The organism is Cyclobacterium amurskyense, from assembly GCF_001050135.1.
GTDB lineage: Bacteria > Bacteroidota > Bacteroidia > Cytophagales > Cyclobacteriaceae > Cyclobacterium > Cyclobacterium amurskyense.
Map to the genome: position 1 here is coordinate 2,325,355 of NZ_CP012040.1, position 22,782 is coordinate 2,348,136.

Here is a 22,782-nt window from a genome sequence, read left to right on the forward strand (position 1 = left end):
TAATTCGGCGATTATTTACCTATTTTTTATGTAAAAAACCCAATTATAGGGCCTCTTGTCAAATGTTTGCCTCGATACTGTTTTTATCAAGTGACAAAATATGTTCCTTTACTTGGTCCATTAGCCACATTGGAGTGGATGTTGCACCACAAATACCAATTTTATCCTCTGGGTGTAGCCATTCCAGTTTTATTTCCGTTTCATTCTCTACAAAGAAACTTCTTTCATTGGTGTTTTTACATACCTGGTAGAGTGCTTTGCCATTTGAACTCTTTTTCCCAGCAACAAAAACAATCACATCATTGTCTTCAGAAAATTTCTGAAGCTGAGGCTCCCTGTTTGATACTTGTCGGCAGATGGAATCGTTCGCATTAAAGTCCATGTCTTCCAAAGTGCCTCTGGCCTCTTTTATTTTTTCTTCGATTTTGGCTTTTAGCTCATAAAATCCTTTGGTGCTTTTGGTCGTTTGGCTGAAAAGAGTAACAGGTCTGGTGAAATCAATTTGATCCAAATCTTCATCATCCATTACCACTATAGCTTTCTCAAGCGTCTGTCCGGTTAAGCCAATTACTTCAGCATGTCCTTTTTTTCCGTAGATTACGATTTGACCGCTCTGCTTTTCCATCTTATCAAAAGCACTTTTTACACGATGTTGCAGTTTCAACACTACAGGGCAGGATGCATCTATTAATTCTATATTGTTTTTTATGGCAGTTCTATAGGTTTCTGGCGGTTCACCATGAGCTCTAATTAGAACTTTACAGTCATGTAAGTCCTCTAAATTTTCTCGGTCAATGACCACGAGACCTTTGTTGCTTAGGCGATTGACCTCCATGGCATTGTGCACAATGTCTCCCAGGCAATAAAGCTTGGAATTACTTTCCATTTCATCCTCAGCCATCTTAATGGCATATTCTACACCAAAACAATAACCGGAATTCTTATCTATTGTAACTTCCATAAAATTAGTTCATTCTTTCTTTAGCCAACTCAATTATTTTTGACACCTGATCTTTGAATGCAAGATAACTGGTGTCTATCTCTATGGCGTCTGATGCTTTTTTTAATGGGCTTACAGCTCTTCCTGTATCTATTGCGTCACGGGATTCCAAGTTTTCTTTTACTGAGTCAAGACTTATTCTTTCCCCATTTTCCAAAAGTTCCTTTTGTCGTCTTTCTGCGCGAATGGTGGTGTCAGCTGTCATAAAAATTTTCAGTTCTGCCTCTGGAAAAACTACAGTACCGATGTCGCGACCATCCATAACGATTCCTTTATCAATACCCATTTTTCTTTGAATGTTTACCATTTCGGTGCGAACATTTTCCAATTTGCTAACCTCACTTACATAGGAGGACACTGCCATTCCTCTGATTTCATTTTCGACATTTTCTCCATTCATAAAAATTTCCTGTATTCCTTTTGCTTCATTGAAATGAAAGGTAATTTTTATTTCCTTAAGATTACTTATAATGTCTTGTGAATTAGTGAGATCTGTGTTATTTCTTAAAAAAAACAGGGTGACTGCCCTGTACATGGCACCAGAATCAAGATAGGTGTATTGCAAGACCTTTGCTACTGCTTTTGCTGTAGTGCTTTTTCCGCATCCTGAATACCCATCGATGGCAACGATAATTTTTTTCATCAAAGAAAAATGAAATTGCTTACTGCTTTCCTTTTAAGGTGCAAATATAGTATATTTATGACTATTCTTGGTAGTAAGCCTAATTTGAATTGAGTTTTTATTCTTATTGAAAAATTTGTTGGCTAGAATGCGAAGAAATTATTTTAACTTTTAGGTAGGAATGTCATCAGCTTTTATGGTTAGAGGGAAATTTGTAGACATAGAAAATAGGAAGATTTTCCCAGTAGAAATTTTAGTTTCTGAAGGTAAAATAGTAAACCTGAATCAGGTTAGTTCAGCTCCAAACAGATATATTTTCCCAGGATTTATTGATTCCCATGTTCACATTGAGTCCTCCTTACTTATTCCTTCAGAATTTGCTAGACTGGCTACGCTGCATGGAACAGTGGCGACTGTTTCTGACCCGCATGAAATAGCCAATGTTTGTGGGCTTGAAGGAGTGGAATTCATGATTAAGAATGGAAATCAAACGCCATTTAAATTTTTCTTTGGCGCTCCATCATGTGTTCCAGCTACCTCATTTGAAACAGCAGGTGCGGTGATTGACAGTGACGCAATAGCAACGTTACTTAAACGGAATGACATTCATTATTTGGCTGAAATGATGAATTGGCCAGGAGTACTTTCGGGAGATGAAGAAGTAAAGAAAAAAATTGCATGGGCAAAAAAGCTCAATAAGCCTGTAGATGGACATGCTCCAGGCCTGACAGGAGTAAATGCTGAGAAATACATCAAGGCTGGGATGTCTACAGATCATGAATGCGTGTATTTAGAGGAGGCTAGACATAAGGCAAAATTAGGGATGAAAATTGCCATTAGGGAAGGCAGTGCGGCGAAAAATTTTGATGCCTTGATAGATCTATTGGATGAGTATCCAGATCAAATAATGTTCTGCTCTGATGATAAGCATCCTGATAGTTTGTTGGAAGGACATATAAACCAATTGGCTGCAAGGGCTGTTAGAAAAGGAAAGGACCTTTTTCAAGTGCTTAGGGCTTGCTGCATAACTCCAGTAAAACATTACAATCTTGATGTAGGTTTACTAAAACCCAATGATGCAGCAGATTTTATTGTGGTAGAAGACCTGATAAATTTTAATGTTTTAGAAACCTATATTTCTGGAGAACTGGTTGCTAAAGAGGGAAATACGAAAATTTCACCTGTGACCTGCAGTCCTATAAATAATTTTAATACAAATAAGGTAAAGGCAAAAGATTTTGAATTGATTCACGAAGGAGGGAAAGCTAAGGTAATTCAAGCGCTAGATTCTCAGTTGATCACTTCAACTCTTATGACTGAAGTACCTTCTTTGGATGGTAAGGTAGTACCAGACCTTGAAAAAGACATTCTCAAAATTGCCGTTATCAATAGGTACCAGCCAAATAGCAAACCAGCGGTAGCTTTGGTAAAAAACTTTGGTTTGCAAAATGGAGCCATTGGTTCTTCGGTCGCTCATGATTCACACAATATTATTGTGGTGGGTACGAGTGACGAACAAATGGCAAGGGCAGCCAACCTGATTATAGAAAATAAAGGAGGATTATCTGTGGTCAATTTAAGGGAAAGCTTCGTATTAGGACTGAAAATAGCAGGATTAATGAGTGATGCTGATGGTTTTGTGGTTGCTAAAGATTACATTGACATTGATATAAAGGCAAAAGAGCTAGGTTGCACACTCCTATCACCTTATATGACCTTGAGTTTTATGGCATTGCTAGTGATTCCTCAAATCAAATTAAGTGATAAAGGATTGTTCGATTGTGATTTTTTTATGTTTACGAATGTTTTTGGGCAAGAAAAGGGTATTTAATCTATAATAGTTTTGAAGGCAAATTTTTGGACAAATATTAAATGGAGGGGCATGAATGTTTTTTTCTGGGAGGGTAATCCTTCCATGGAAATTCAAATACTTAATGCTGCCCTGATCATTATTTTTATTTTCAACCTTTTTTTAACAGGCTTGAACTTATACCTTTCCAATTATTTACTATTCGGTCTTTGTATATTTGTAGGTGTTACCATTCTCAGCTACTTGTATTTATTAAGAGTAAAACGTGCCTATAAAACTTCCTTTTATCTAGCAAGTCTAACCACCTACCCTATTTTAGCTATTAATTTCATAAATAACGATGGGATTAATGGACCAACTTTTTACGTTTTCCTACTTGTACATTTACTTATACTTTGTATAGTTGAGAGTAGGCATTATTTGTTTTGGTCAGGATTGAATGTCGTGTTTTTTATAGGGCTATACTATATTGGCCTGTACCAAGAAGATTGGATACCACTAAATTATAGCACAAAAAATGAAATTTTTATAGACCATACTTTAACCTATTTAGCATGCATTATTGGTGTGTCTATTTTGGTGGTTAGTTTGAAACGGTTTTATGGTATTCAGAAAGGCCGGGTGAAGCAAAAAACCATGGAGTTGATAGAATTAAACAAAAGCCTAAAACAAACCAGTGACAAAAAGGATAAAATAATTACTATCATATCACATGATCTTAAAAATCCACTTCAGTCCATCATACAGACACTAGAGCTTATAAACTCTGGAGATCTCTCAGAGGAAGATATCAAATACCTTCGAAAGGAGCTGTTAAAAACTACCAGAAGTACCTATCAAATGATGGAGAATATATTGGAATGGTCTTCATTCGAATTGAAAAATGAGTCTGTTCGGGAAAAGAAAATTTTGGTGAAAGATCTTATTCAAGATACGGTAGAAATTCTGAAGGTGATTGGCAAGCAGAAAGATATCACGGTCCAGATCAATTACCATAAAAACCCTATGATCAATATTGAAACAGATAGACTTCTGCTCATTTTTAGGAACTTGGTTCAAAATGCAATCAAATTTACCCCAATAGGGGGGCTTGTCACCATCGATATTAATTGTAAAGAAGAATTGCTTACACTTAGTATTACAGATAATGGTATTGGAATTCCTCCTGATCGATTGAAAAATATTTTTTCGCAAGATATAAAATCGACCTATGGTACTGAACAGGAAAAAGGAACGGGTATGGGGCTCCATTTGTGCTTTCAAAGTGCCCAAAAATTAAGTGGTCACTTGAATGTAAGAAGTACAGAAGGTGTTGGTTCAAGCTTTAAGCTAATTATTCCTACAGGAATGAATGATTAAATCTATCCCATTTTGTTGGGTCCTTTAATTGGCTTTTGCTGCCTGTCTATTTTTCGTTTTCCAGGCATGGGCTAGCATGGGCAACTGGGCATAACTGTTTACACCTTCTCTTACCCCTTGAGATTTTAGATAAAGGTCATTGGACCTTCGACTCAGTTCAAGCGAAAAAGGTTTAATGGCACTGTTACTAGTTTGAATTTCCTTTATGTCTCTTTTAATTGCCTTAGGGATTTTACCTACAAAATTCGAATAATTGTCTTCGTTTACTTTATATAAACCATTGAGTTGATACCGAAATAATTTCATTGTAGCGGCATACTGAATGTATGGATGTTTGCTTTCTGAGCAAACCAACCAAGCCATAAAATTGGCTTCTCCTTCATTGGTTATACCGAAACCATGCGCTAATTCGTGGGCCATGGTAAAACTCTTTTCTAATGGATGCAGGCTAGGATCTAAATAAGCTTCTCCAGTGAAAGGGAAGTAGATACCGAAAATCCCAAGTTTGCGGAGGCTGCCCACAGGGTAAAATTGCTTGACCAATGGTTTTCCTCTCCAACTATGTCCCCAACTATTTAACAAATCTTTCATCTCTTGACGAATCAAGGAGTTTTGTAATGAAAACTCTGGTACTTTGGCTATAGCTGATGAATCTGCCTGTAGACCTCTTCTTATTGAAAGTAAGGATTCCTGCGTGGCTTCCATTTCTTCAAGCAATAGTTCAATTGGCAATGGCTCAGGATTTAAGCTGAGGTGTTGATATAATGGGATGCGGTAATAATTGTATCCCCAAAGTATCAGAAATAAAAAAATAATCCACCCAAAAAAGTTGATTAATACTCTGGGTAAAAATATTAACTTTTTTCGCCTGATTTTAATTTTGCCATAGCTTTGAATGGAACGGTACCCCATGTAAAGCAAAAGCAGCAAAATCAGGTAAAAGGCGGGGAAGGGCAATAGGATAAATGAGTAATCAAGCACTGCCCTGACCAAAGGGAATATGGTGATAGAATACCATTTTTCCGTCAGGTGAGGGTTCAATTCTGCAAGGAACCTTAATACTATAGCCAACAACCCGAGGTAACCACCTACCCACCTACTAAAGCCCATATACTATTTGAGTGTAGTTAAAAATACAGCGAAACGAAAGGTTAAACCCCTTCCGCTTCCACACTCTTAACTTCAGGCAACATTCTAGTCAGTAGGTTTTCTATACCCGCTTTAAGGGTAACAGTACTTGAAGGACATCCAGAGCAGGATCCTTGCAATAGTACCTTTACTATTCCATCCTGGAAGCTATGGAATACAATTGCACCTCCATCTTGTTCTACAGCAGGACGAATATATTCATCTAGAATGCCTTTGATTTTTTTGACAACCTCGCTGTCGTTTTCATCGAACAATGGATCACCACCCTCAAATTGTGTAGTTATGGCTTGCTTACCTGTTTCCAGATAGCCTTTCATATGGTTTCTGATATGGTCTTGAATATTTTCCCAAGGTACATCGGCATTTTTAGTAACCGTCACAAAATTGGAGGCAATGAAAACCCGTTCAACAGCAGCAAAATTGAATAACTCTAATGCAAGAGGTGAATTGGCCGCACTTTGCTCGTCCGGAAAATCAAAACTTACACCATCTTCTGCCAACATAAAATTGGCTACAAATTTTAAAGAATTTGGATTTGGATTGGCCTCCATGTACAGGTGTACAGGTTTTTTTTGAGCTTCTAGCATTATTTTATGAGTATAATTCTTAAATTTTTTCCTTTTATGCATTTAGAACGAAAGCAAATCAATCTTGGTTCGATCCTTTGCCAATTCTAATTGGATTATCCCTCAGGTATTGGTCATGGGGTTTGATTTTCGGATCAGTCCTTCTGGCAATTCTCCTTCTGTAGAGGCTACTACGGTACATACCATCGCGTCTCCTGTCACATTCACAATAGTTCTGAACATATCCAATATTCTATCTGGAGCCAAGATTAAGGCAATTCCAGCAGAAGGTACGCCTATAGATTCCAAAACGATGATCAACATAATAATGCCTGCTCCTGGAACTCCGGCGGTGCCTATAGAGGCTAACGTGGCCGTCATTACAATCATTAGCTGTTGGCTAAGGGAAAGGTCGAAACCCATGGCTTGCGCAATGAAAACCGCGGCAACTCCCTGATACAGGCTTGTTCCGTCCATGTTGATTGTGGCTCCCAGAGGCAAAACAAAGCTACTGATTTCCTCTGATACCCCTATTTCTTGCTCTACTTGTTTCATGGTTACCGGCAAGGTAGCTGAGCTAGAGCTTGTAGTAAAAGCCAACAATTGAGCAGGGCGAAGCGCTTTAAAGAAATCCATGTATTTGACCTTTGTGAAAGTCTTCAGGATCATGGGATAAAAAAACAGGACCATTAATAATAATCCTCCGATCACCACTAGGCTGTATTTCAATAAGGCCAATAATAACTCCACTGCGGAATCAGGATTGTCCCCCGTTATGTCTACGATTAGAGAAGCCATCAAAGCAAAAACTCCATATGGAGCTAAAATCATAATAAAGCCTACGATTTCTATGATGACATCGTTTATGCCGTCAAAGAAAGCAATAACTGGGGCTGATTTGGCTTTTGGGATCCTAATCAAAGCGATTCCCATGATGATTGCAAAAAACACCACCTGCAGCATCATTTCATTGGCTGCTGCAGCTTGGAAGATGTTTTCAGGAACCATATCTACCAATGGTTTTAAAGGACTTTGGCTCTGAAGTTGTTCGGCTTCCTGATATTTGCTGCCTGCTGTTTCATCATACAGTTCCATCAACTTTTCCCTGGTTTCAGAAGGGAGACTTTTTCCAGGATTGAATAGGTTTACCAATAATAATCCAACCGATACGGATAGGGCCGTTGTGAAAATATAGGTCAATATGGTCTTTCCACCTATTCTACTTAGCTTGGTAATGTCCCCTAAATTTGAAACCCCGACTATCAATGAGGCCAGAACCAATGGCACCGCTATCATTTTAAGGGAGGTAATAAAAATAGTCCCTATTGGTTGTACATAGTCATTGATGAAATCTGGAGATATCCTAAATTTCACTACAACAAGGCCAACAGCTAATCCCAAAACCAGCCCTATAAGGATTTGGGTGTGAAGAGGTATTTTTCTTTTCATAGTTGAGGATTCTAGCGAAAATTAAATTTTGCTGGACCGGTTAAGAAGTAGATGGTCTGCCAATACCAAGGCACACATGGCTTCTACAATGGGTACAGCACGGGGAACTACGCAAGGATCGTGACGTCCTTTTCCGGAAACGGTAGCAGCTTCTCCTTTTGTATCTACACTCTCCTGGTCCTGCATGATTGTAGCTACAGGTTTAAAGGCCACTTTAAAATAAATGTCTTCTCCATTAGAGATTCCTCCTTGGATTCCTCCAGAATGATTGGTACGGGTTCTAACCCTGTCACCTTCTTTGTAAAAAGCATCATTGTGTTCGGAACCTTTCATTGTTACCCCTTCAAACCCGCTGCCAAACTCAAATCCTTTGACTGCATTGATGCTCAACATAGCATGTCCCAAAACAGCATGGAGCCTGTCAAAAACAGGCTCGCCCAAGCCGACTGGAACACCTTTGGCTACGCAGCTAACTACTCCACCTATGGTGTCCTTTTCTTTTCTGGTCTGGTCGATCAGTTGAATCATCTTATCAGCTGTGTCAGCATCTGGACAACGAACAATATTGGATTCTGTTTGACTAAAATCTAATTCTTGGTATGGTTTTTCAAGACGTACAGCGCCTGCTTGGCTTACATAGGCATTGATTTCTACTCCATAATTGGCTAGCAATAGCTTGGCAACCGCTCCTGCGGCTACTCTTGCCGCCGTTTCCCTTGCGCTACTTCTTCCTCCTCCTCGATAATCCCTTACCCCAAATTTTTCATGGTAGGTATAGTCAGCATGAGAAGGCCTGAATTTTTCTGCTATATGAGAGTAATCTTTACTTTTCTGGTCTGTATTATAGATGACCATGGCGATAGGAGTACCGGTGCTTTGGCCCTCAAAAACGCCTGAAAGAATTTCAAACTCATCTTCTTCCTTTCTTTGGGTCGTGATTTTGGATTGACCAGGCTTTCTCCTTTGTAATTCCAACCTGATAAAATCCTCATCGATTTTAATACCTGCTGGGCAGCCGTCTATAATCACTCCGAGGCCCTTCCCGTGGGATTCTCCGAATGTAGTAATTGTGAATTGGTTTCCGAATGTATTACGCATGAATTATTTTTTCTTAACAATCAAATAAGCCAATAATATAAGTGCCAGCAACAGCAAAATATTAATTAGGGTGGAAAAATAAGACTTATATCCTTGGTTTAAAAGTTTATTGTCTTCTACTTCTATTAGGTCATATAAACCACCGAGTCTGGTAGACGAAATGGCTTGATTCATCCTGCTTTCCCCAGTGACCCTCACTACAGCTTGTGGGATGAGGGTATCGTACTGAGCTAGTTCAGGATCAAAATAGATCCATTCAAAATGGTCTTTCAAAGATACCTCTTCAGCTTCATTTAAAGTCATAAAATAACTGTATTCTTTCATTCCAGTGACTTTACCTCTACCTCTATTGATTTGAACTTGCTCATTTGGATCAAAGGTATTTAGTTTCTGTCCCTTCCTTACTTTTGGAGGACGTATGGAACTTATATTTCCCTCACCTGTGATGATGAAATCATAGGTGAAACCTTCTCCAGTTTTGACATCCAGTTCACTAAAGTTTTCCCTTAGCCTGTAATTGCCCACACTTACCTCATTTTTTAGCGGATGTGGTGGCAGTTCTTTTACTTTTATAGACTTTGGTTGGGAGTAGAAGGTTTTGAAATCCTGTAATCTATTGCTACCAAAGAAGCTTGGGTTTTTAGCCACCTTGTATTTTATCATTTCCCAACCTACAGAAGGAAAATCCACTGTCCCGGCATTGAAAGGATAGAAGTTGGCTTCATATACTTTGTATTTTGTCCATCTTTTGCCCCCAAACTCTACCCGCTCGGGTTGAATGCTGGTGATATTGAAGTTTTCTTCCCAGGCATTTCCCGGTTTTATTTCATTTATAATCCTTTCAAGCTGTTTGCCTGGCTCATGGAAATTAAAAGGAGCCTGATTGCTCTCAGACATGTAGAAGGCAAAACTAACGCTAAAACCTTCACCGACGTAAACTTCATCCTTACTAACAGAAAGGGAGAAGAATGCATCGTCTTCCACCTCCACATATTCAGGTTGTTCAGTATTATTTCTTCCAAAAAGATCATCAAATGGATCCAGTGCACGATTAGTATTTGCATTTGACCGGGCATCTACCACTGTTATGGTTGTGCCAGGGGAGGAAGCAGTGATCCCATTTACAGCTACTTTAAACCCTGGAAGAGTAAATTGTCCCTTTCTCAAAGGTTTGTAATACTGAATGATGCTGTTGGTACTACTCATCTGACCATTGATAATGTTCATCGATGAACTCTGAGAGATACCTTGTTTTTGAAAGCCAGGAATCTCTGGCAGTTGGTCATTGGACCTAATTTTGTCACCAGACACGATCACTTTTATGGTGAAGGTCTCATTCAGTGCAACCTCATTTTCGCCCAATTCGATTTTGACATCCTGAGCATGAGCAGCTAATGAAAAAAGACCCAGCAGGCAGACAAAAAGAAAATGGTTTTTCGTTAAAGACATATTAAAACGATTGTGTTTTCGTAATTTAATAACTGCAAATAAACAAGGATATTTTATACGTAACAAATCTAATCCAAAACCGTTAGTACTATTTAAACCAATCTTTTTTAATGAAACCTAAATTAAAATATCGTGAACCATGATGGAATATGTTAAGACTATTTTAGTAAAGGTAAGTTTTGACGGCAAACTCTTCGAGAAAGAGTTAAGAAAAGGTCTGAATATGTTAGTCCCTGGGGAACTAGAAGAATTCAGAAAGTGGTGTTACGGCACTTTTTCAAAAGCATATGAGCCAATATTAAATAAATACTTTATTTTATTGGCAGGTTAGTTCATCAACTCAATAGCCCCACTAAACATTGGGGCTTTTTTTATTTAAGGCCTATTTTCAAATACACAATACTTTTTTTTAGCTGTTTTATACGTTTTTTTACTTACTTTTAAAAAAGTTAAACTTTGTTAAGCAATGGAAAAAAAGAACACTGGATTTGAAGAAATTGAAAAGATGCTTCAAGAAGTTGGAAACAAAATTGAAACCTTAATCCAAAAAGGTACCAAAGCTACTGGCGAGGCAAGTGAAGAAATAGAAAAGAAAATCAAAGACCTCCATATAAATAAAGAAAAATTAGAAAAAGAGTTTAAGGAAAAGAAAGCCAAGTTTGAGGAAAAGTACCAAAGCAAATCAAGCACCGCTAAACCTTTTCTTGAAGATTCCATGGCTCATTTTAAGCAAGGAGTAAAATCTTTGGTGCATGCCATCAATGAAATGCTCAAATAAGCCATTCCTACAAATTAGTGGCATTTTGAATAAGCTACCTATTATTTTTTTTATCTAAAAGTATAAAGGAGGCTCAGGTCTACTGTATGGAAAAGTCAGTTTTTCCTAGCATTCTTTTTTTTTTCAACTCTCCTGATTTCTAGAAATGGCCACTTGCTGAGCAAGGTATGGGAAGGCTATTTCCAATCCTATTGCACAATCGGTGTTGAATTATCGAAATACCGTTGTAATTTTGCGCCATGAATTACCTTTCAGTTGATACACTTAGTAAGTCCTTTGGAGAAAGAGTCTTGTTTTCAGAAATTTCCTTTGGGATAGAACAAGGTCAAAAAACAGCCTTAGTTGGAATAAATGGGGCAGGAAAGTCCACCTTGATGAAAATCATTATGGGGGAAGAAATCGCAGATGCAGGACAAGTCGTGATCAATCAGGAGATTAAAATGGCTTATGTTAATCAAAATCCTATTTTCACAGGTGGGAAGACCATATATGAGACCATTTTTGATGACCCCGAAAATGAAATTATTCAGGTGATTCATGCCTATCAGGAAGCCATGTTGGAAGCTGAGAATGGTACTGACAATAGCGAGGCCTTGCAACCTATTTTTGAAAAAATGGATAGACTGCAAGCTTGGGACTTTGAATACCAAATTAAAGAAGTACTGGGGAAATTGGGTTTACATGATACCAACCTTCAAGTAACTGCGCTTAGTGGAGGGCAACGAAAAAGAGTTGCCATTGCCAGAGCCATTTTGCATTTTCCTGATTTACTTCTTTTGGATGAACCTACCAATCACCTGGATTTAGAAACCATTGAGTGGTTGGAAGACTACCTGTCCAAAGCTAACCTCTCCCTTTTGATGGTGACGCACGATAGGTACTTCTTGGATAAAGTAACCAACAATATTCTTGAATTGGAAAATGGAGAATTGTACCGCTATGCTGGTAATTACAGTTATTTCCTAGAAAAGAAGGAAGAAAGAAAAGCCAACGAAGCTACAGAACTGGGGAAAGCCAAAAGTCTCTATAAAAAAGAACTCGATTGGATAAGGAGGCAACCAAAGGCTCGTGGGACAAAATCCAAGTCAAGGATAGAAGCCTTTAACGAAACCAAGGAGAAAGCTTTTAAGAAAACGGAAGAGAGAGACATTAGTCTGGGCGTAACAGCACAGAGGTTAGGGAAGAAAATTGTAGAAATAGAGAAAATCCATAAATCATACGGAGACCTGAACCTGGTCAAGGATTTTAGTTATACTTTTAAAAAAGGGGATAAGGTAGGAATCGTAGGCCCTAACGGGGCTGGGAAAACCACTTTCCTGAACATGCTCATTGGCAAGAATTCCCCTGATAAAGGAGCTGTCACTATAGGGCAAACGACTGCATTTGGTTATTATAAACAAGAGGAAGATACTTTTGATGAGACCATGCGGTTGATTGATATTGTAAAAGAAGTGGCAGAGGTAGTGACTGTGGCGGGAGGAGCAACGATTACAATCAGTCAGTTTTTGACTCAATTTGGTTTTCCACCCAAGCAACAGCACACCCCAATTGCCAAGCTTAGTGGGGGGGAAAGAAGGCGACTGCAGTTGCTTATGATTTTGGTAAAAAGCCCTAACTTTCTAATACTGGATGAACCAACCAATGATTTGGATATTGTGACACTCAATACCCTTGAAGAATTTTTAGACGCTTTTCCTGGTTGTTTGGTGATTGTTTCCCATGATAGGTATTTTATGGATCGACTGGTAGATCACTTGTTTGTATTTGAAGGAGAAGGGCAGATCAGTGACTTCCCTGGAAATTATACTGACCTTAGGGAGAGGGAAAAAACAATTAAAGCCGAGACGCCCAAACAAGTTGCAGAAAAGAAACCTGCAGCCGTTGCAAAGACAACTGAAAAGAGCACCTTAAAAGCTACGTTCAAGGACAAGAAAGAGTTTGAGGAAATTTCAGCGAACTTGGAGCAGTTAACGAGCAAAAAAGAATCCTTTATTCAAAAAATCAATCAAGGGACTGAAGACCACGAAGAATTGTTAAAATGGTCTTTGGAGATAGAAGGTTTGGATAAGAAAATTGAAGAGTTGGAAATGAGGTGGCTGGAATTAAGTGAGCTTGATGGCATCTCCTGATCCATTTGGCATTCTAAATTAAAAAGTATTTAAGCTTCAGGATTTAGGGAATATTTCCTAAATCTTGAAGCTTAAACCCGAAATATGCAATAGACAATCTATTACGTGCTGAAATCGCTTCAAAATCAGCCACTTCGTTGCTGTTTTCAATTTCACCATAGTGGTGCTATGCTAAAATCTCCAAACAGCCTGATTTTCTTGCGCTTGCAACACTTCCCGTAAACACGGGACAGGCTTCACCCCTGACTATTGTCAGGACGGAAAAATCCTATTACATAATCCGGGTTAAATTTTTTCTAGAACAGTAGTTATTAATTGATCTATGATCCTGTCTGGTGAACTGGAGAAATTTCCTGAGATCCGGTTGGCAACAATGGCATTCATGCTAAGGACCTCATGCCCTAACATTTTCCCCATGGCATAATAGCCTGCTGTCTCCATTTCAAAATTGGTAAAGGCATGTTTCTGAAAAGGATTGTCTCCAAGTAAATTGAAAATTTTAGGAATGCGAGGTTTTAACCTAACCTCTCTACCCTGAGGACCAAAGAATCCCGGACAAGTAACAGTAATACCAGAAGGAAGGTCTTCTCCAATTTTCGCCAGTAATTTTTCTGAACCAGCCACACAGTAGGGCAGAAATGGGAGGTCCAGACATTTTTGGACATGATTGCTGATCTGACTCTCCAAAACCGTCTGGGGAATGTCATAAAAAGCCATTAATGTGTCCAGCCCCACGGCCATAGTTGAAGCGAGTAAGCTACCTTCCGGAAGATCGCTTTGCATGCTTCCAGAAGTACCAATCCGAACGATATCGATTCGCTTATGGCTGGGTTTTGGTTGTCGCGATTTAAAGTCTACATTAAACAAAGCATCCAACTCTGTCATAAAAATCTCAATGTTATCAGTACCCATTCCGGTACTGATAACACTGATTCTTTTGCCTTTGTACCAGCCTGTATGGCTTACAAACTCTCTATGTGCTGTTTGCAATTCTAGCCTGTCAAAGCGAGAAGAAACTTTGCTTACCCGATTGGGGTCACCTACAGTAATGACAGTTTCTGCCACCTGCTCAGGTTTGAGCCTAAGGTGGTAAATGCTGCCATCAGGGTTGATGATGAGTTCCGATTCAGGTATCGGATTTGGCATGTAGGGTAGCTTTTATTTTGTCCGCATTGGGCTTTTGAAACAGGCCTTTATAAGGATTGTAACCATTGGTGTTTTTCTGGTAGTACCCGGTACCATTATAAGGTCTTCTGTTTGGTGCATCTTTACAGCTTTCGGAGCAGGCACCTTCCATTTCCCAACCACATGATTCACATATAGGCACATGAACATTGCATTCGGGATTAGAACAGTTGACCATTCGGTCGGACAATGTGTCGCAAACAAAGCATTTAGAAACCGTCTTGGGGTTGACCTTATTTACTTCTACAGCCAGTCGGTTATCAAAAACATAGCATTTGCCTTCAAAGTCTTCTCCTCCAGCTTCCATTCCATATTTGATGATCCCACCATGAAGCTGGTATACGTCTTCGAAACCTTGTTCTAGAAGAAATGCAGATGCCTTTTCGCATTTTATTCCTCCTGTACAATAGGTGAGAATCTTTTTGTTTTTGAGATGTTCTAGCTCTTTTACTTTTTCTGGGAAATCCCTAAAGTTATCGATGTCCAGACGAATGGCATTTTTGAAATGACCCAATTCATGTTCGTAATTAGAACGAACGTCAAGAACCACCACGTCCTCTTGATCCTTTAAGGCCTTAAATTCCTTAGGTTCCAAATGCTTACCTGTATTTTCACGTGGATTGAGGTGTCTGAGTCCAGAATGTACGATCTCTTCCTTTGCCCTAACATTGATCTTAGCAAAGGCATGTCCGTGGTGTTGATCAATTTTAAATTCTGTGTCAGCAAATCTCGGATCAGCTTTCACATAAGCCATGTACTTTTCACAGTCTTCTTTTAATCCTGAAACAGTACCATTTAAGCCTTCTGAGGAAATTATTATACGTCCTCTGATATTGTTCTCAACACAGAACAGGTGGTGTTCTTCTCGGTATGCTTCCAAATCCTCGATTTGAGCATAGCAGTAATACAATAATATGTTATAATCCATAACTATAGCCCTGTTTCCTGCAGGGTGTTATTTGTAAATAAATATATGAAACTATTTCTCGATTGCTTGGGCCGGATTACCAAAAACAGTTTGTTTTGAAGCAACATCAGCAATAACTACTGATCCAGCACCCACTCTTGCATTTTTTCCAATTGTGACCCCAGCAACTATGGTTACTCCTGAGCCTATAAATGCTCCTTTTTCTATGGTGACATTGGAATTAATAACCGCTCCAGCACCTACCTGCACAAAATCTTCAAGTTTAGCCTGATGTTCTATTGTGGCATTGGTATGCAATATGCAATGGTTTCCAATTTCAGCACCTGCTCCAATTGTCACCTTGGCATTGATAAAGTTGCCATGACCAATACCCGCATCGGTAGAGATGTAAGACAACCTATGTATAGCATTTACTGGTTGTACCTTTCGCCTGGTATTTAGTAGTTTGACTAAGGTTTCTCTATACTTGGGATCGTCTACAGCTACAAAAGCATCGCATTTTTGTCCAATTAGTTTTAAAAAACCATCGTCCTCAAGTTTTCCCAAAATGGAAATATTGTTAATTTCTTTTTGGTGCAAGGTAGCATCATCATCCAAAAAGCCATAGACTACAACTTCGTGACTATTGAATATTTCTAATGCAGGATGGGCAATTCCCTTTGCTCCAAAGATAATAATCGGTTTTTCCATAATTTTGTTTTTCTAAGCACAAAATTAACGGAAATTACCAATCTATGCAAAAGATCATTTTAAATTAGGTCTGAGTAGATTCTGGCCAATTTTGCATTGCAAACACATCCGCTTTTTACAATATTGGTGGTACAGTCCCAGCATACCCTGACTATCGTAAGCATTGGCTGCTGACCAATCCACTTCTTGGAATATACTTATCAGGCTGTTTTTTTCTGCGGGAATTTCTTGCAGTAGGTTAAAGCACTTTTCTTGCCATATAGAGAGATCGGTATATCTTCCATATGCGTACCAAAGGGGTACTATAAAGTTTATTGCCAGTAGATTCATTATTCCTTCAGTTAGTTTACCTTTTGTTGCTCGCAGGTTTGGCTTGCCAAAATGGTAATGCTTTTTCCAGTATTCACTTACAGAAAGGTCAAACATTCGCCCAAAGGATTGGTTACTATCCAATTCATGGAGTACGGAATCAAAAAGATGGGGACTACGATTGAGCAAAGCCGATAGTTGGGCAAGTCTGAAAGAGGGGAAATTGCTTGGTCGGACTTTCATAAACTTCCACTCTGAAGGAAAGAGTTTGTTTTTTAGGCTGTACTTTTTTTCAAGATAAGCAAATTCGTATTTAAGGTTTTTTTCATATCCAGGATTTAAATCCAAGGTATTGGTGAACATTCCCGCTTGTCCAAAAATCATCGCTTCAATCTGCATTAAATTCCCTGCATTTTTTTTAATGATCTTGTAAGGAAGGCTCTGTGCTAATTTTAGCATTGGCTTGCTGTTGGTCTTAAAGCCAAAAGAAAAAAATAACCATTGATAGGCTGTTTCTTCCCAGTCGTTTCCATTTTCTTTCAACAGAAACAAAACCATATCACTTTTTTGTTGAAGTCGTTCCACAAGTGCTTTTTCCAGCATGGAAAATTTCAGTATGGAGGGAATTGTGGAAAGGCTGTCGGTACAGAGAAGTTTATTAGGAGAGCTTTGAAGTTTTTGGTAATTTCTAATTACGTCCAGAGGTACCTTTCCATCTAAAACTAAGGTTGGAATAGTGGTTCCGTCTTTTCTTTTCGCTTCTTCATCATGCTGCCATACCACATGCAGTACTACGGCATTGTAGGCAGCATCAGTCTGGTGTTGGTGGTTTTTCCAATCCGATGTACGAAGGTGAATTTCAATATGGCCAAAATGTTTAATACCAGCTAGGGATATTTCTGCCTCTTTAAAATCAGGTCCTTCATGATGGTTGTGGAAGCCGATTTTATGAATAAGTAGGGGCAGTCCATCTTCTGTTTCCAGTGCCTTTTTATCGAAATACTGGTACTTCCATATAAGTTGAAGAAAATCTTCCTGAAAACGAAACATAAGCCAATTTCATGATTGCCTCATGAAATTACCTAAAATTAAAAAGAATACGAAATAAATAGGTTGGATATTCTAATTACAGTAAGTGTCTAGTAGTTTGGACATTGATTCCTGTAATGCCAACGCTTCTCTTTTTGCTGCTTCACCAAAGTCCTTTTCAGAAGAAGCATAAATAATACCTCGAGAGGAATTGACCAAAAGACCACATTGCTTATTCATACCATATTTGGCCACTTCTTCGAGACTTCCACCTTGAGCACCAACTCCTGGAACCAGCAAAAAATGATCAGGTACAAGTTTTCTTACTTCGGCGATAGACTCCCCTCTGGTGGCTCCTACCACATACATCATGTTCTCGCTTGTTCCCCATTTTTGGCTCTTTTCCAGCACTGAAGCAAATAGTGGTTGATGCGCATTGTTTTCTATCAATTGAAAATCCTGGCTCCCTTGATTAGAGGTCAATGCAAGTAGAATCACCCATTTCCCATCAAATTCTAAAAAGGGGCCTACACTGTCTTCACCCATATAAGGGGCCACAGTGATGGCGTCAAAATTCATTTGCTCAAAGAAAGCTTTGGCGTATAATCTTGAGGTATTTCCTATGTCTCCCCTTTTCGCATCTGCAATGGTAAACACTTCTTTAGGAAGGTATTCCAGTGTTTTGGCTAATGTCTCCAAGCCTGAAGGCCCCATGGCTTCATAAAAGGCCAGATTTGGTTTGTATGCTACAGCCTGATCAATGGTGTTATCAATAATGGCCTTGTTGAAAGTAAAGACAGGATCCTCTTCTTTCAATAAATGTTTGGGTATACGCCGTGGATCAGGATCAAGACCTATACATAAAAAGGAGGATTTTTTCTCTATTTGGGCAAATATTTCTTGGGAAGTCATGTGGTAAAATTATAAAAAAATGAAAGGTTTATTTGAAAACTTTAACATTACCTCAAATCAATAACCTCTACATCCTGATTTTCACTTGCTTTAAATACAAAATAATCGTCAACGATTTTCACATTTGGATTCAATTCCTTGAAGGTATATTTGAAAGTACCGCCTACATCATCTTTGATTTCCCAGGCCAATATTTCATTTTTTGCTTTATCGATGTATAGTTTGATTTTTTTGAACCGCGCATTTTCCTTTTCAGCAGTTAATAGAATCTCATGAGCTGGTACTCCATTAATTTCGCTACTACCTATGAGTTTGGAAATGTACCCTTTTTTGTAAATGTTATAAACATTGGACGGGGTAAGTTCATCAGCATCATCTTCTACATTGTTAATTGTGACCTCCTTGTATTTGCTTGACTTGATCAGTGTCCAAACGGTTTTGCCATCGTTAAATATTTCCTGGTCATTTAATGTGAGTCTGTACTTCTCACCCTTTACTGTTACATTTCCAGTATTGGTCTGAATAAGTCCTTCATCTTCTGTGGAGTAACTGTATTCAAAAAGACCTGTGAAACCATTTAATTTTTTATAGTTTTCACTTACCTTAGATAGTATTTTCACCGCAGAGGCATCACTTTGAGCAAGTAAAACATTTGAAAAGCTGGTGAAAAGAAGAATTATGGTGATAATTTTTTTACTTAACATTTTATAAATCAATATATATTAGAGACTGTTCAATAATTGTTCCAAAGTATTTTCGTCCTGTATCAATACCTCTCTGGCCTTACTACCTTCAAAAGAACCAACTATTCCTGCAGCCTCCAATTGGTCAATTATCCTTCCAGCACGATTGTAACCAAGCTTTAATTTCCTTTGGATTAATGAGGTGCTTCCCTGCTGATGCATCACGATCAATCTGGCGGCATCATCGAATAAAGCATCTCGCTCAGATAAGTCAACTTCTCCCACACCAGATTCACCGTCTTCTCCCACAAATTCAGGCAATAAATAAGCGTCTGTATAGCCTCTCTGATCACCTATCCAATCGCATACAGCCTCTACTTCAGGAGTGTCTAAAAAGGCACACTGCAAGCGGATCACGTCAGAACCCATGGAAAGTAACATGTCACCCATGCCTATCAATTGTTCTGCGCCACCTGCGTCCAGAATGGTACGGCTATCGATTTTACTGGTAACTCTAAAGGACAGTCTTGCAGGGAAATTGGCTTTAATTATACCTGTGATGACATTTACTGAAGGTCTTTGGGTAGCTAGAACAAGGTGTATTCCTATGGCCCTGGCCAATTGTGCAAGCCTGGCAATCGGTCCTTCGATCTCTTTACCGGCAGTCATCATCAGGTCTGCCAACTCATCGATGACCAATACGATATAAGGCATAAATTTATGCCCTTTGTCAGGGTTAAGCTTTCTGGCAACGAATTTCGTATTGTATTCCTTCAAATTCCTACAACCAGCATCTTTCAAAAGATCATAGCGGTTGTCCATTTCAATACAAAGAGAATTTAAAGTATAAATTACCTTTTTCGTATCTGTAATTATGGCTTCCTCAGCATTGGGGAGTTTTGCGAGGAAATGCCTTTCGATTTTATTAAATAAGGTTAGCTCTACTTTTTTAGGATCTACTAAAATAAGTTTAAGCTGAGAAGGATGCTTTTTGTAAATAAGAGAGGCAAGGATCATGTTTAACCCTACCGATTTACCCTGACCCGTGGCTCCCGCCATAAGTAGGTGAGGCATTTTGGCCAAGTCTACAACGAAAACCTCATTGGAAATGGTTTTACCCAAAGCCACAGGAAGCTCTTTGTCACTCTTCATGAATTTTTCAGTGCCCAAAACGGAGCGGGCAGCTACCAATTCCCTGTTCTTGTTCGGTACTTCTATTCCTATCGTTCCTTTTCCTGGGATCGGAGCAATAATACGAATTCCTAATGCAGCCAGGCTAAGGGCGATATCATCTTCCAAGTTTTTAATCTTGCTTATTTTCACCCCGGGCTCAGGGATTATTTCATAAAGTGTTACTGTGGGGCCAATGGTAGCTTTAATTTCCTGGATACCTATTTTAAAGTTTATAAGCGTTTCAACAATCTTGTTTTTATTCTCCTCTAATTCCTGTCTTGTCACAGTGACCTTTTGTTGGTCATATTCGTTGAGCAAATTCAAGGTGGGGAACTGATAACTAGGAAGATCTAGCGTAGGGTCGTATGGGTCGAGGTTTTCCACCATGTCTGCGGTTTTTTCCTCATTTTCTTTGTTATTGACCACAAAGTTTTTTCCCGACAATGGATCTTCAGAGCTGGGGATATCCTTTTTTGTTGTATCTTCTACCTTAAATGCGGGAGCTATAGCCTTGTCCTTTTTGTTGGTTTGGGCTGTTTTGTCAGTATCGGACACTTTCCAACTGTTGGTGTCCGGTTCTTCTTCCTCTTCATGCAATTCCTCAGGTTCATCCTCCAATGGCTGACTATCAAAGGAATCTTCTTCTATGCTTTCCGAATTAAATTCATTTTCAATGGGGGCCTCATCGGTTGATTGGGAAGTTTCTTTCTCTGAGGTAAACCAATTGATTTGATCAACATTAAAAAACACGATCACAAATATCAATAGGCTGCCAAAGATCAGGATAAATGTCCCCCAACCCAGAAAGGCATCGGATAGCTTGGCAAGTTCATAGCCAAAGCCTCCGCTAAGGAAAGCCAGGTAGTTAAAGCCATCAATCAGGTGCACCAAATAGCCCATCAACAAACCAAGCCAAACCAAAAAGAAAAGCGAGAAACCTGCGTAACGGGTAAGGGAAACCAAGGAGTCCTTGAAGGATAATTTGTATCCCAGAAAGAATAAAAATGGCGGAAAGAACAATGCTGCGATCCCAAACCAACGGTAAATCATGAAATAACTCATGACTGACCCGGTGTAGCCGAGTAAGTTTTGGGTTTCACCCGCTTTGGTGCGAAGCGGCATTCCTGAAGCGTTTACCAGGCTTTGATCAGCTTGACCAACAAATAAGTAGCTTAGGAAAGCCAAAAACATAAAAATGGAAAGCATCATAAAGATGATACCAAAAGATAAACTCCAGCGCTTATCGTTAAATAAAGCAAAGTTAAATTTTCTTTTACTTTTAGGGGCTGGTTTTCCAGGTGTTTCCTTCTTCTTAAATGTATTTTTTTTGTATGTATTTGCAGCCATGGTGCTTCCTTTCTCCGCTGTAGGGATGTAATTTAATGCTTGCTATGTTAATAAAAAAGTTCTGTTAGTCCACGGAATTATTTATCAGGCCTTTTTTCAAGCGTTTAATTAAGCTGGGCCCCTCATAAATCATACCAGTATAGACCTGAACCAGACTAGCCCCAGCTGCTAATTTTGCTTTCGCATCTGCTACGGTAAAAATTCCTCCAACACCTATGACTGGAAAAGCATTGCCTGAGTTTTTGGTAAGGTAACGGATAACTTCATTACTTCTGTCGTTCAAGACCTTGCCACTGATTCCTCCGGCACCTATCGCTTTTACTTGATCTGCAGGCGTAGCCAATAGGTCTCTGTCTATGGTCGTATTGGTAGCAATTACTCCAGCGATCTTTGTTTCTTGGACTATTGAAATGATATCGTCAAGCTGCCCATCTGTTAGATCCGGAGCTATTTTCAATAATATAGGTTTGGGCTTGTCATAGGTAAGGTTGGCCTCATTTACTACCGCCAATAATTTCTTTAATGGCTCCTTCTCTTGTAATTCCCTCAAATTGGGAGTATTGGGTGAACTAACATTTACCACAAAATAATCTACATGAGGATGCATGGCATGCAAACAGAAAAGGTAGTCCGATATGGCATCTTCATTGGGCGTAACTTTATTTTTACCAATATTTCCTCCAACTAAAACATCAGAATTTTTATTTTTTAGTCTTTCCACAGCAGCGGCCACGCCACCATTGTTGAAGCCCATTCTGTTGATCAATGCTTCGTCCTTTGGAAGGCGGAACATTCTTGGTTTTGGATTTCCATCCTGAGGTTTTGGGGTTAAGGTTCCTATTTCAATGAAACCAAATCCCAGTAGTGACATTTCATCAATAAGCTTGGCATCTTTGTCAAATCCAGCGGCCAATCCAATTGGGTTTTTAAATTTTAAGCCAAATACTTCTCTTTCCAGCTCTTTGTGTTCAAATGCGAAATTCGCCTTTATTGCTTGTTTAAGCAGAGGCAAGTTGAACAGGGTCTTGATCCAGGAAAAGGTGAAATGATGCGCAGATTCCGGATTTTTCAGAAAAAGAAGGGGCTTTATAATTTGTTTGTACACGACGTTGGATTT

At 39.0% G+C, this 22,782-nt stretch carries 20 protein-coding genes; 5 read left to right on the plus strand and 15 right to left on the minus strand.

Features of this window, described 5'->3' with window-relative positions; genetic code table 11:
* Nucleotides 1-58: 58 nt before the first annotated feature.
* The gene (locus tag CA2015_RS09585) at nt 59-961 is read right to left on the minus strand and encodes a 4-hydroxy-3-methylbut-2-enyl diphosphate reductase (RefSeq protein ID WP_048641703.1); all 903 of its coding nucleotides are present in this window, start codon (nt 959-961) and stop codon (nt 59-61) included.
* 4 nt (nt 962-965) lie between these two features.
* Nucleotides 966-1,643: a (d)CMP kinase gene (gene cmk / locus CA2015_RS09590; RefSeq protein WP_048641704.1), complete on the minus strand. Its 678-nt coding sequence runs from the start codon at nt 1,641-1,643 to the stop codon at nt 966-968.
* A gap of 160 nt (nt 1,644-1,803) precedes the next feature.
* Between cmk and ade the strand changes: the two genes are divergently transcribed.
* Together ade and CA2015_RS09600 are read left to right on the plus strand one after the other, a co-directional pair.
* Nucleotides 1,804-3,453: an adenine deaminase gene (gene ade, locus CA2015_RS09595; protein ID WP_048641705.1), complete on the plus strand. Its 1,650-nt coding sequence runs from the start codon at nt 1,804-1,806 to the stop codon at nt 3,451-3,453.
* A 51-nt stretch (nt 3,454-3,504) separates the two neighbouring features.
* Complete coding sequence (locus tag CA2015_RS09600; protein WP_084012010.1) at nt 3,505-4,791, plus strand: sensor histidine kinase; 1,287 nt, start codon at nt 3,505-3,507, stop codon at nt 4,789-4,791.
* Between the two features lie 24 nt (nt 4,792-4,815).
* Here the strand turns inward: CA2015_RS09600 and CA2015_RS09605 are convergent, their stop codons facing one another.
* The 5 genes from CA2015_RS09605 to CA2015_RS09625 all read right to left on the minus strand — a co-directional run bounded on the left by CA2015_RS09605 (nt 4,816) and on the right by CA2015_RS09625 (nt 10,502).
* Nucleotides 4,816-5,901 (minus strand): DUF3810 domain-containing protein, encoded by a 1,086-nt coding sequence (locus CA2015_RS09605; RefSeq protein WP_048641707.1) that lies wholly within the window; start codon nt 5,899-5,901, stop codon nt 4,816-4,818.
* 41 nt (nt 5,902-5,942) lie between these two features.
* The gene (locus CA2015_RS09610) at nt 5,943-6,527 is read right to left on the minus strand and encodes a NifU family protein (RefSeq protein WP_048644457.1); all 585 of its coding nucleotides are present in this window, start codon (nt 6,525-6,527) and stop codon (nt 5,943-5,945) included.
* Nucleotides 6,528-6,629: 102 nt separating this feature from the next.
* Entirely contained in the window at nt 6,630-7,955 is a 1,326-nt protein-coding gene (locus CA2015_RS09615) for a dicarboxylate/amino acid:cation symporter (protein WP_048641708.1), read from the minus strand.
* Between the two features lie 21 nt (nt 7,956-7,976).
* Entirely contained in the window at nt 7,977-9,053 is a 1,077-nt protein-coding gene (aroC, locus tag CA2015_RS09620; protein ID WP_048641709.1) for a chorismate synthase, read from the minus strand.
* Nucleotides 9,054-9,056: 3 nt separating this feature from the next.
* Nucleotides 9,057-10,502 carry a BatD family protein gene (locus CA2015_RS09625; protein ID WP_048641710.1) on the minus strand — a complete coding sequence of 482 codons (1,446 nt, stop codon included), beginning with the start codon at nt 10,500-10,502 and terminating at the stop codon, nt 9,057-9,059.
* 139 nt (nt 10,503-10,641) lie between these two features.
* On the opposite strand from CA2015_RS09625, the gene CA2015_RS09630 reads away from it, so the two are divergent.
* From CA2015_RS09630 to CA2015_RS09640, 3 genes are all read left to right on the plus strand, one after another.
* Entirely contained in the window at nt 10,642-10,833 is a 192-nt protein-coding gene (locus CA2015_RS09630; RefSeq protein WP_048641711.1) for a hypothetical protein, read from the plus strand.
* Nucleotides 10,834-10,968: 135 nt separating this feature from the next.
* Complete coding sequence (locus tag CA2015_RS09635) at nt 10,969-11,280, plus strand: hypothetical protein (RefSeq protein ID WP_048641712.1); 312 nt, start codon at nt 10,969-10,971, stop codon at nt 11,278-11,280.
* Nucleotides 11,281-11,519: 239 nt separating this feature from the next.
* Nucleotides 11,520-13,409, plus strand: a complete 1,890-nt coding sequence (locus CA2015_RS09640; protein ID WP_048641713.1) for an ABC-F family ATP-binding cassette domain-containing protein — start codon at nt 11,520-11,522, stop codon at nt 13,407-13,409.
* 285 nt (nt 13,410-13,694) lie between these two features.
* On the opposite strand, the gene CA2015_RS09645 is transcribed toward CA2015_RS09640, so the two are convergent.
* The 8 genes from CA2015_RS09645 to CA2015_RS09680 all read right to left on the minus strand — a co-directional run bounded on the left by CA2015_RS09645 (nt 13,695) and on the right by CA2015_RS09680 (nt 22,770).
* Nucleotides 13,695-14,555: a nucleoside phosphorylase gene (locus tag CA2015_RS09645; RefSeq protein WP_048641714.1), complete on the minus strand. Its 861-nt coding sequence runs from the start codon at nt 14,553-14,555 to the stop codon at nt 13,695-13,697.
* A complete protein-coding gene (gene trhO, locus CA2015_RS09650) occupies nt 14,536-15,522 on the minus strand; it encodes an oxygen-dependent tRNA uridine(34) hydroxylase TrhO (protein ID WP_048641715.1) in 987 nt (328 codons plus the stop codon). Before trhO ends, CA2015_RS09645 begins: the two co-directional genes overlap by 20 nt.
* Nucleotides 15,523-15,573: 51 nt before the next feature.
* Nucleotides 15,574-16,212 (minus strand): acetyltransferase, encoded by a 639-nt coding sequence (locus CA2015_RS09655; RefSeq protein ID WP_048641716.1) that lies wholly within the window; start codon nt 16,210-16,212, stop codon nt 15,574-15,576.
* Nucleotides 16,213-16,266: 54 nt separating this feature from the next.
* Nucleotides 16,267-17,571 carry a DUF2851 family protein gene (locus tag CA2015_RS09660; protein ID WP_048641717.1) on the minus strand — a complete coding sequence of 435 codons (1,305 nt, stop codon included), beginning with the start codon at nt 17,569-17,571 and terminating at the stop codon, nt 16,267-16,269.
* 72 nt (nt 17,572-17,643) lie between these two features.
* Nucleotides 17,644-18,462, minus strand: a complete 819-nt coding sequence (gene pyrF, locus CA2015_RS09665) for an orotidine-5'-phosphate decarboxylase (RefSeq protein WP_048641718.1) — start codon at nt 18,460-18,462, stop codon at nt 17,644-17,646.
* Nucleotides 18,463-18,509: 47 nt separating this feature from the next.
* A complete protein-coding gene (locus CA2015_RS09670) occupies nt 18,510-19,166 on the minus strand; it encodes a LolA family protein (protein ID WP_048641719.1) in 657 nt (218 codons plus the stop codon).
* 18 nt (nt 19,167-19,184) lie between these two features.
* Nucleotides 19,185-21,665, minus strand: a complete 2,481-nt coding sequence (locus tag CA2015_RS09675; protein ID WP_048641720.1) for an FtsK/SpoIIIE family DNA translocase — start codon at nt 21,663-21,665, stop codon at nt 19,185-19,187.
* A gap of 64 nt (nt 21,666-21,729) precedes the next feature.
* Nucleotides 21,730-22,770: a quinone-dependent dihydroorotate dehydrogenase gene (locus CA2015_RS09680; RefSeq protein ID WP_048641721.1), complete on the minus strand. Its 1,041-nt coding sequence runs from the start codon at nt 22,768-22,770 to the stop codon at nt 21,730-21,732.
* Between the last annotated feature and the right edge of the window lie 12 nt (nt 22,771-22,782).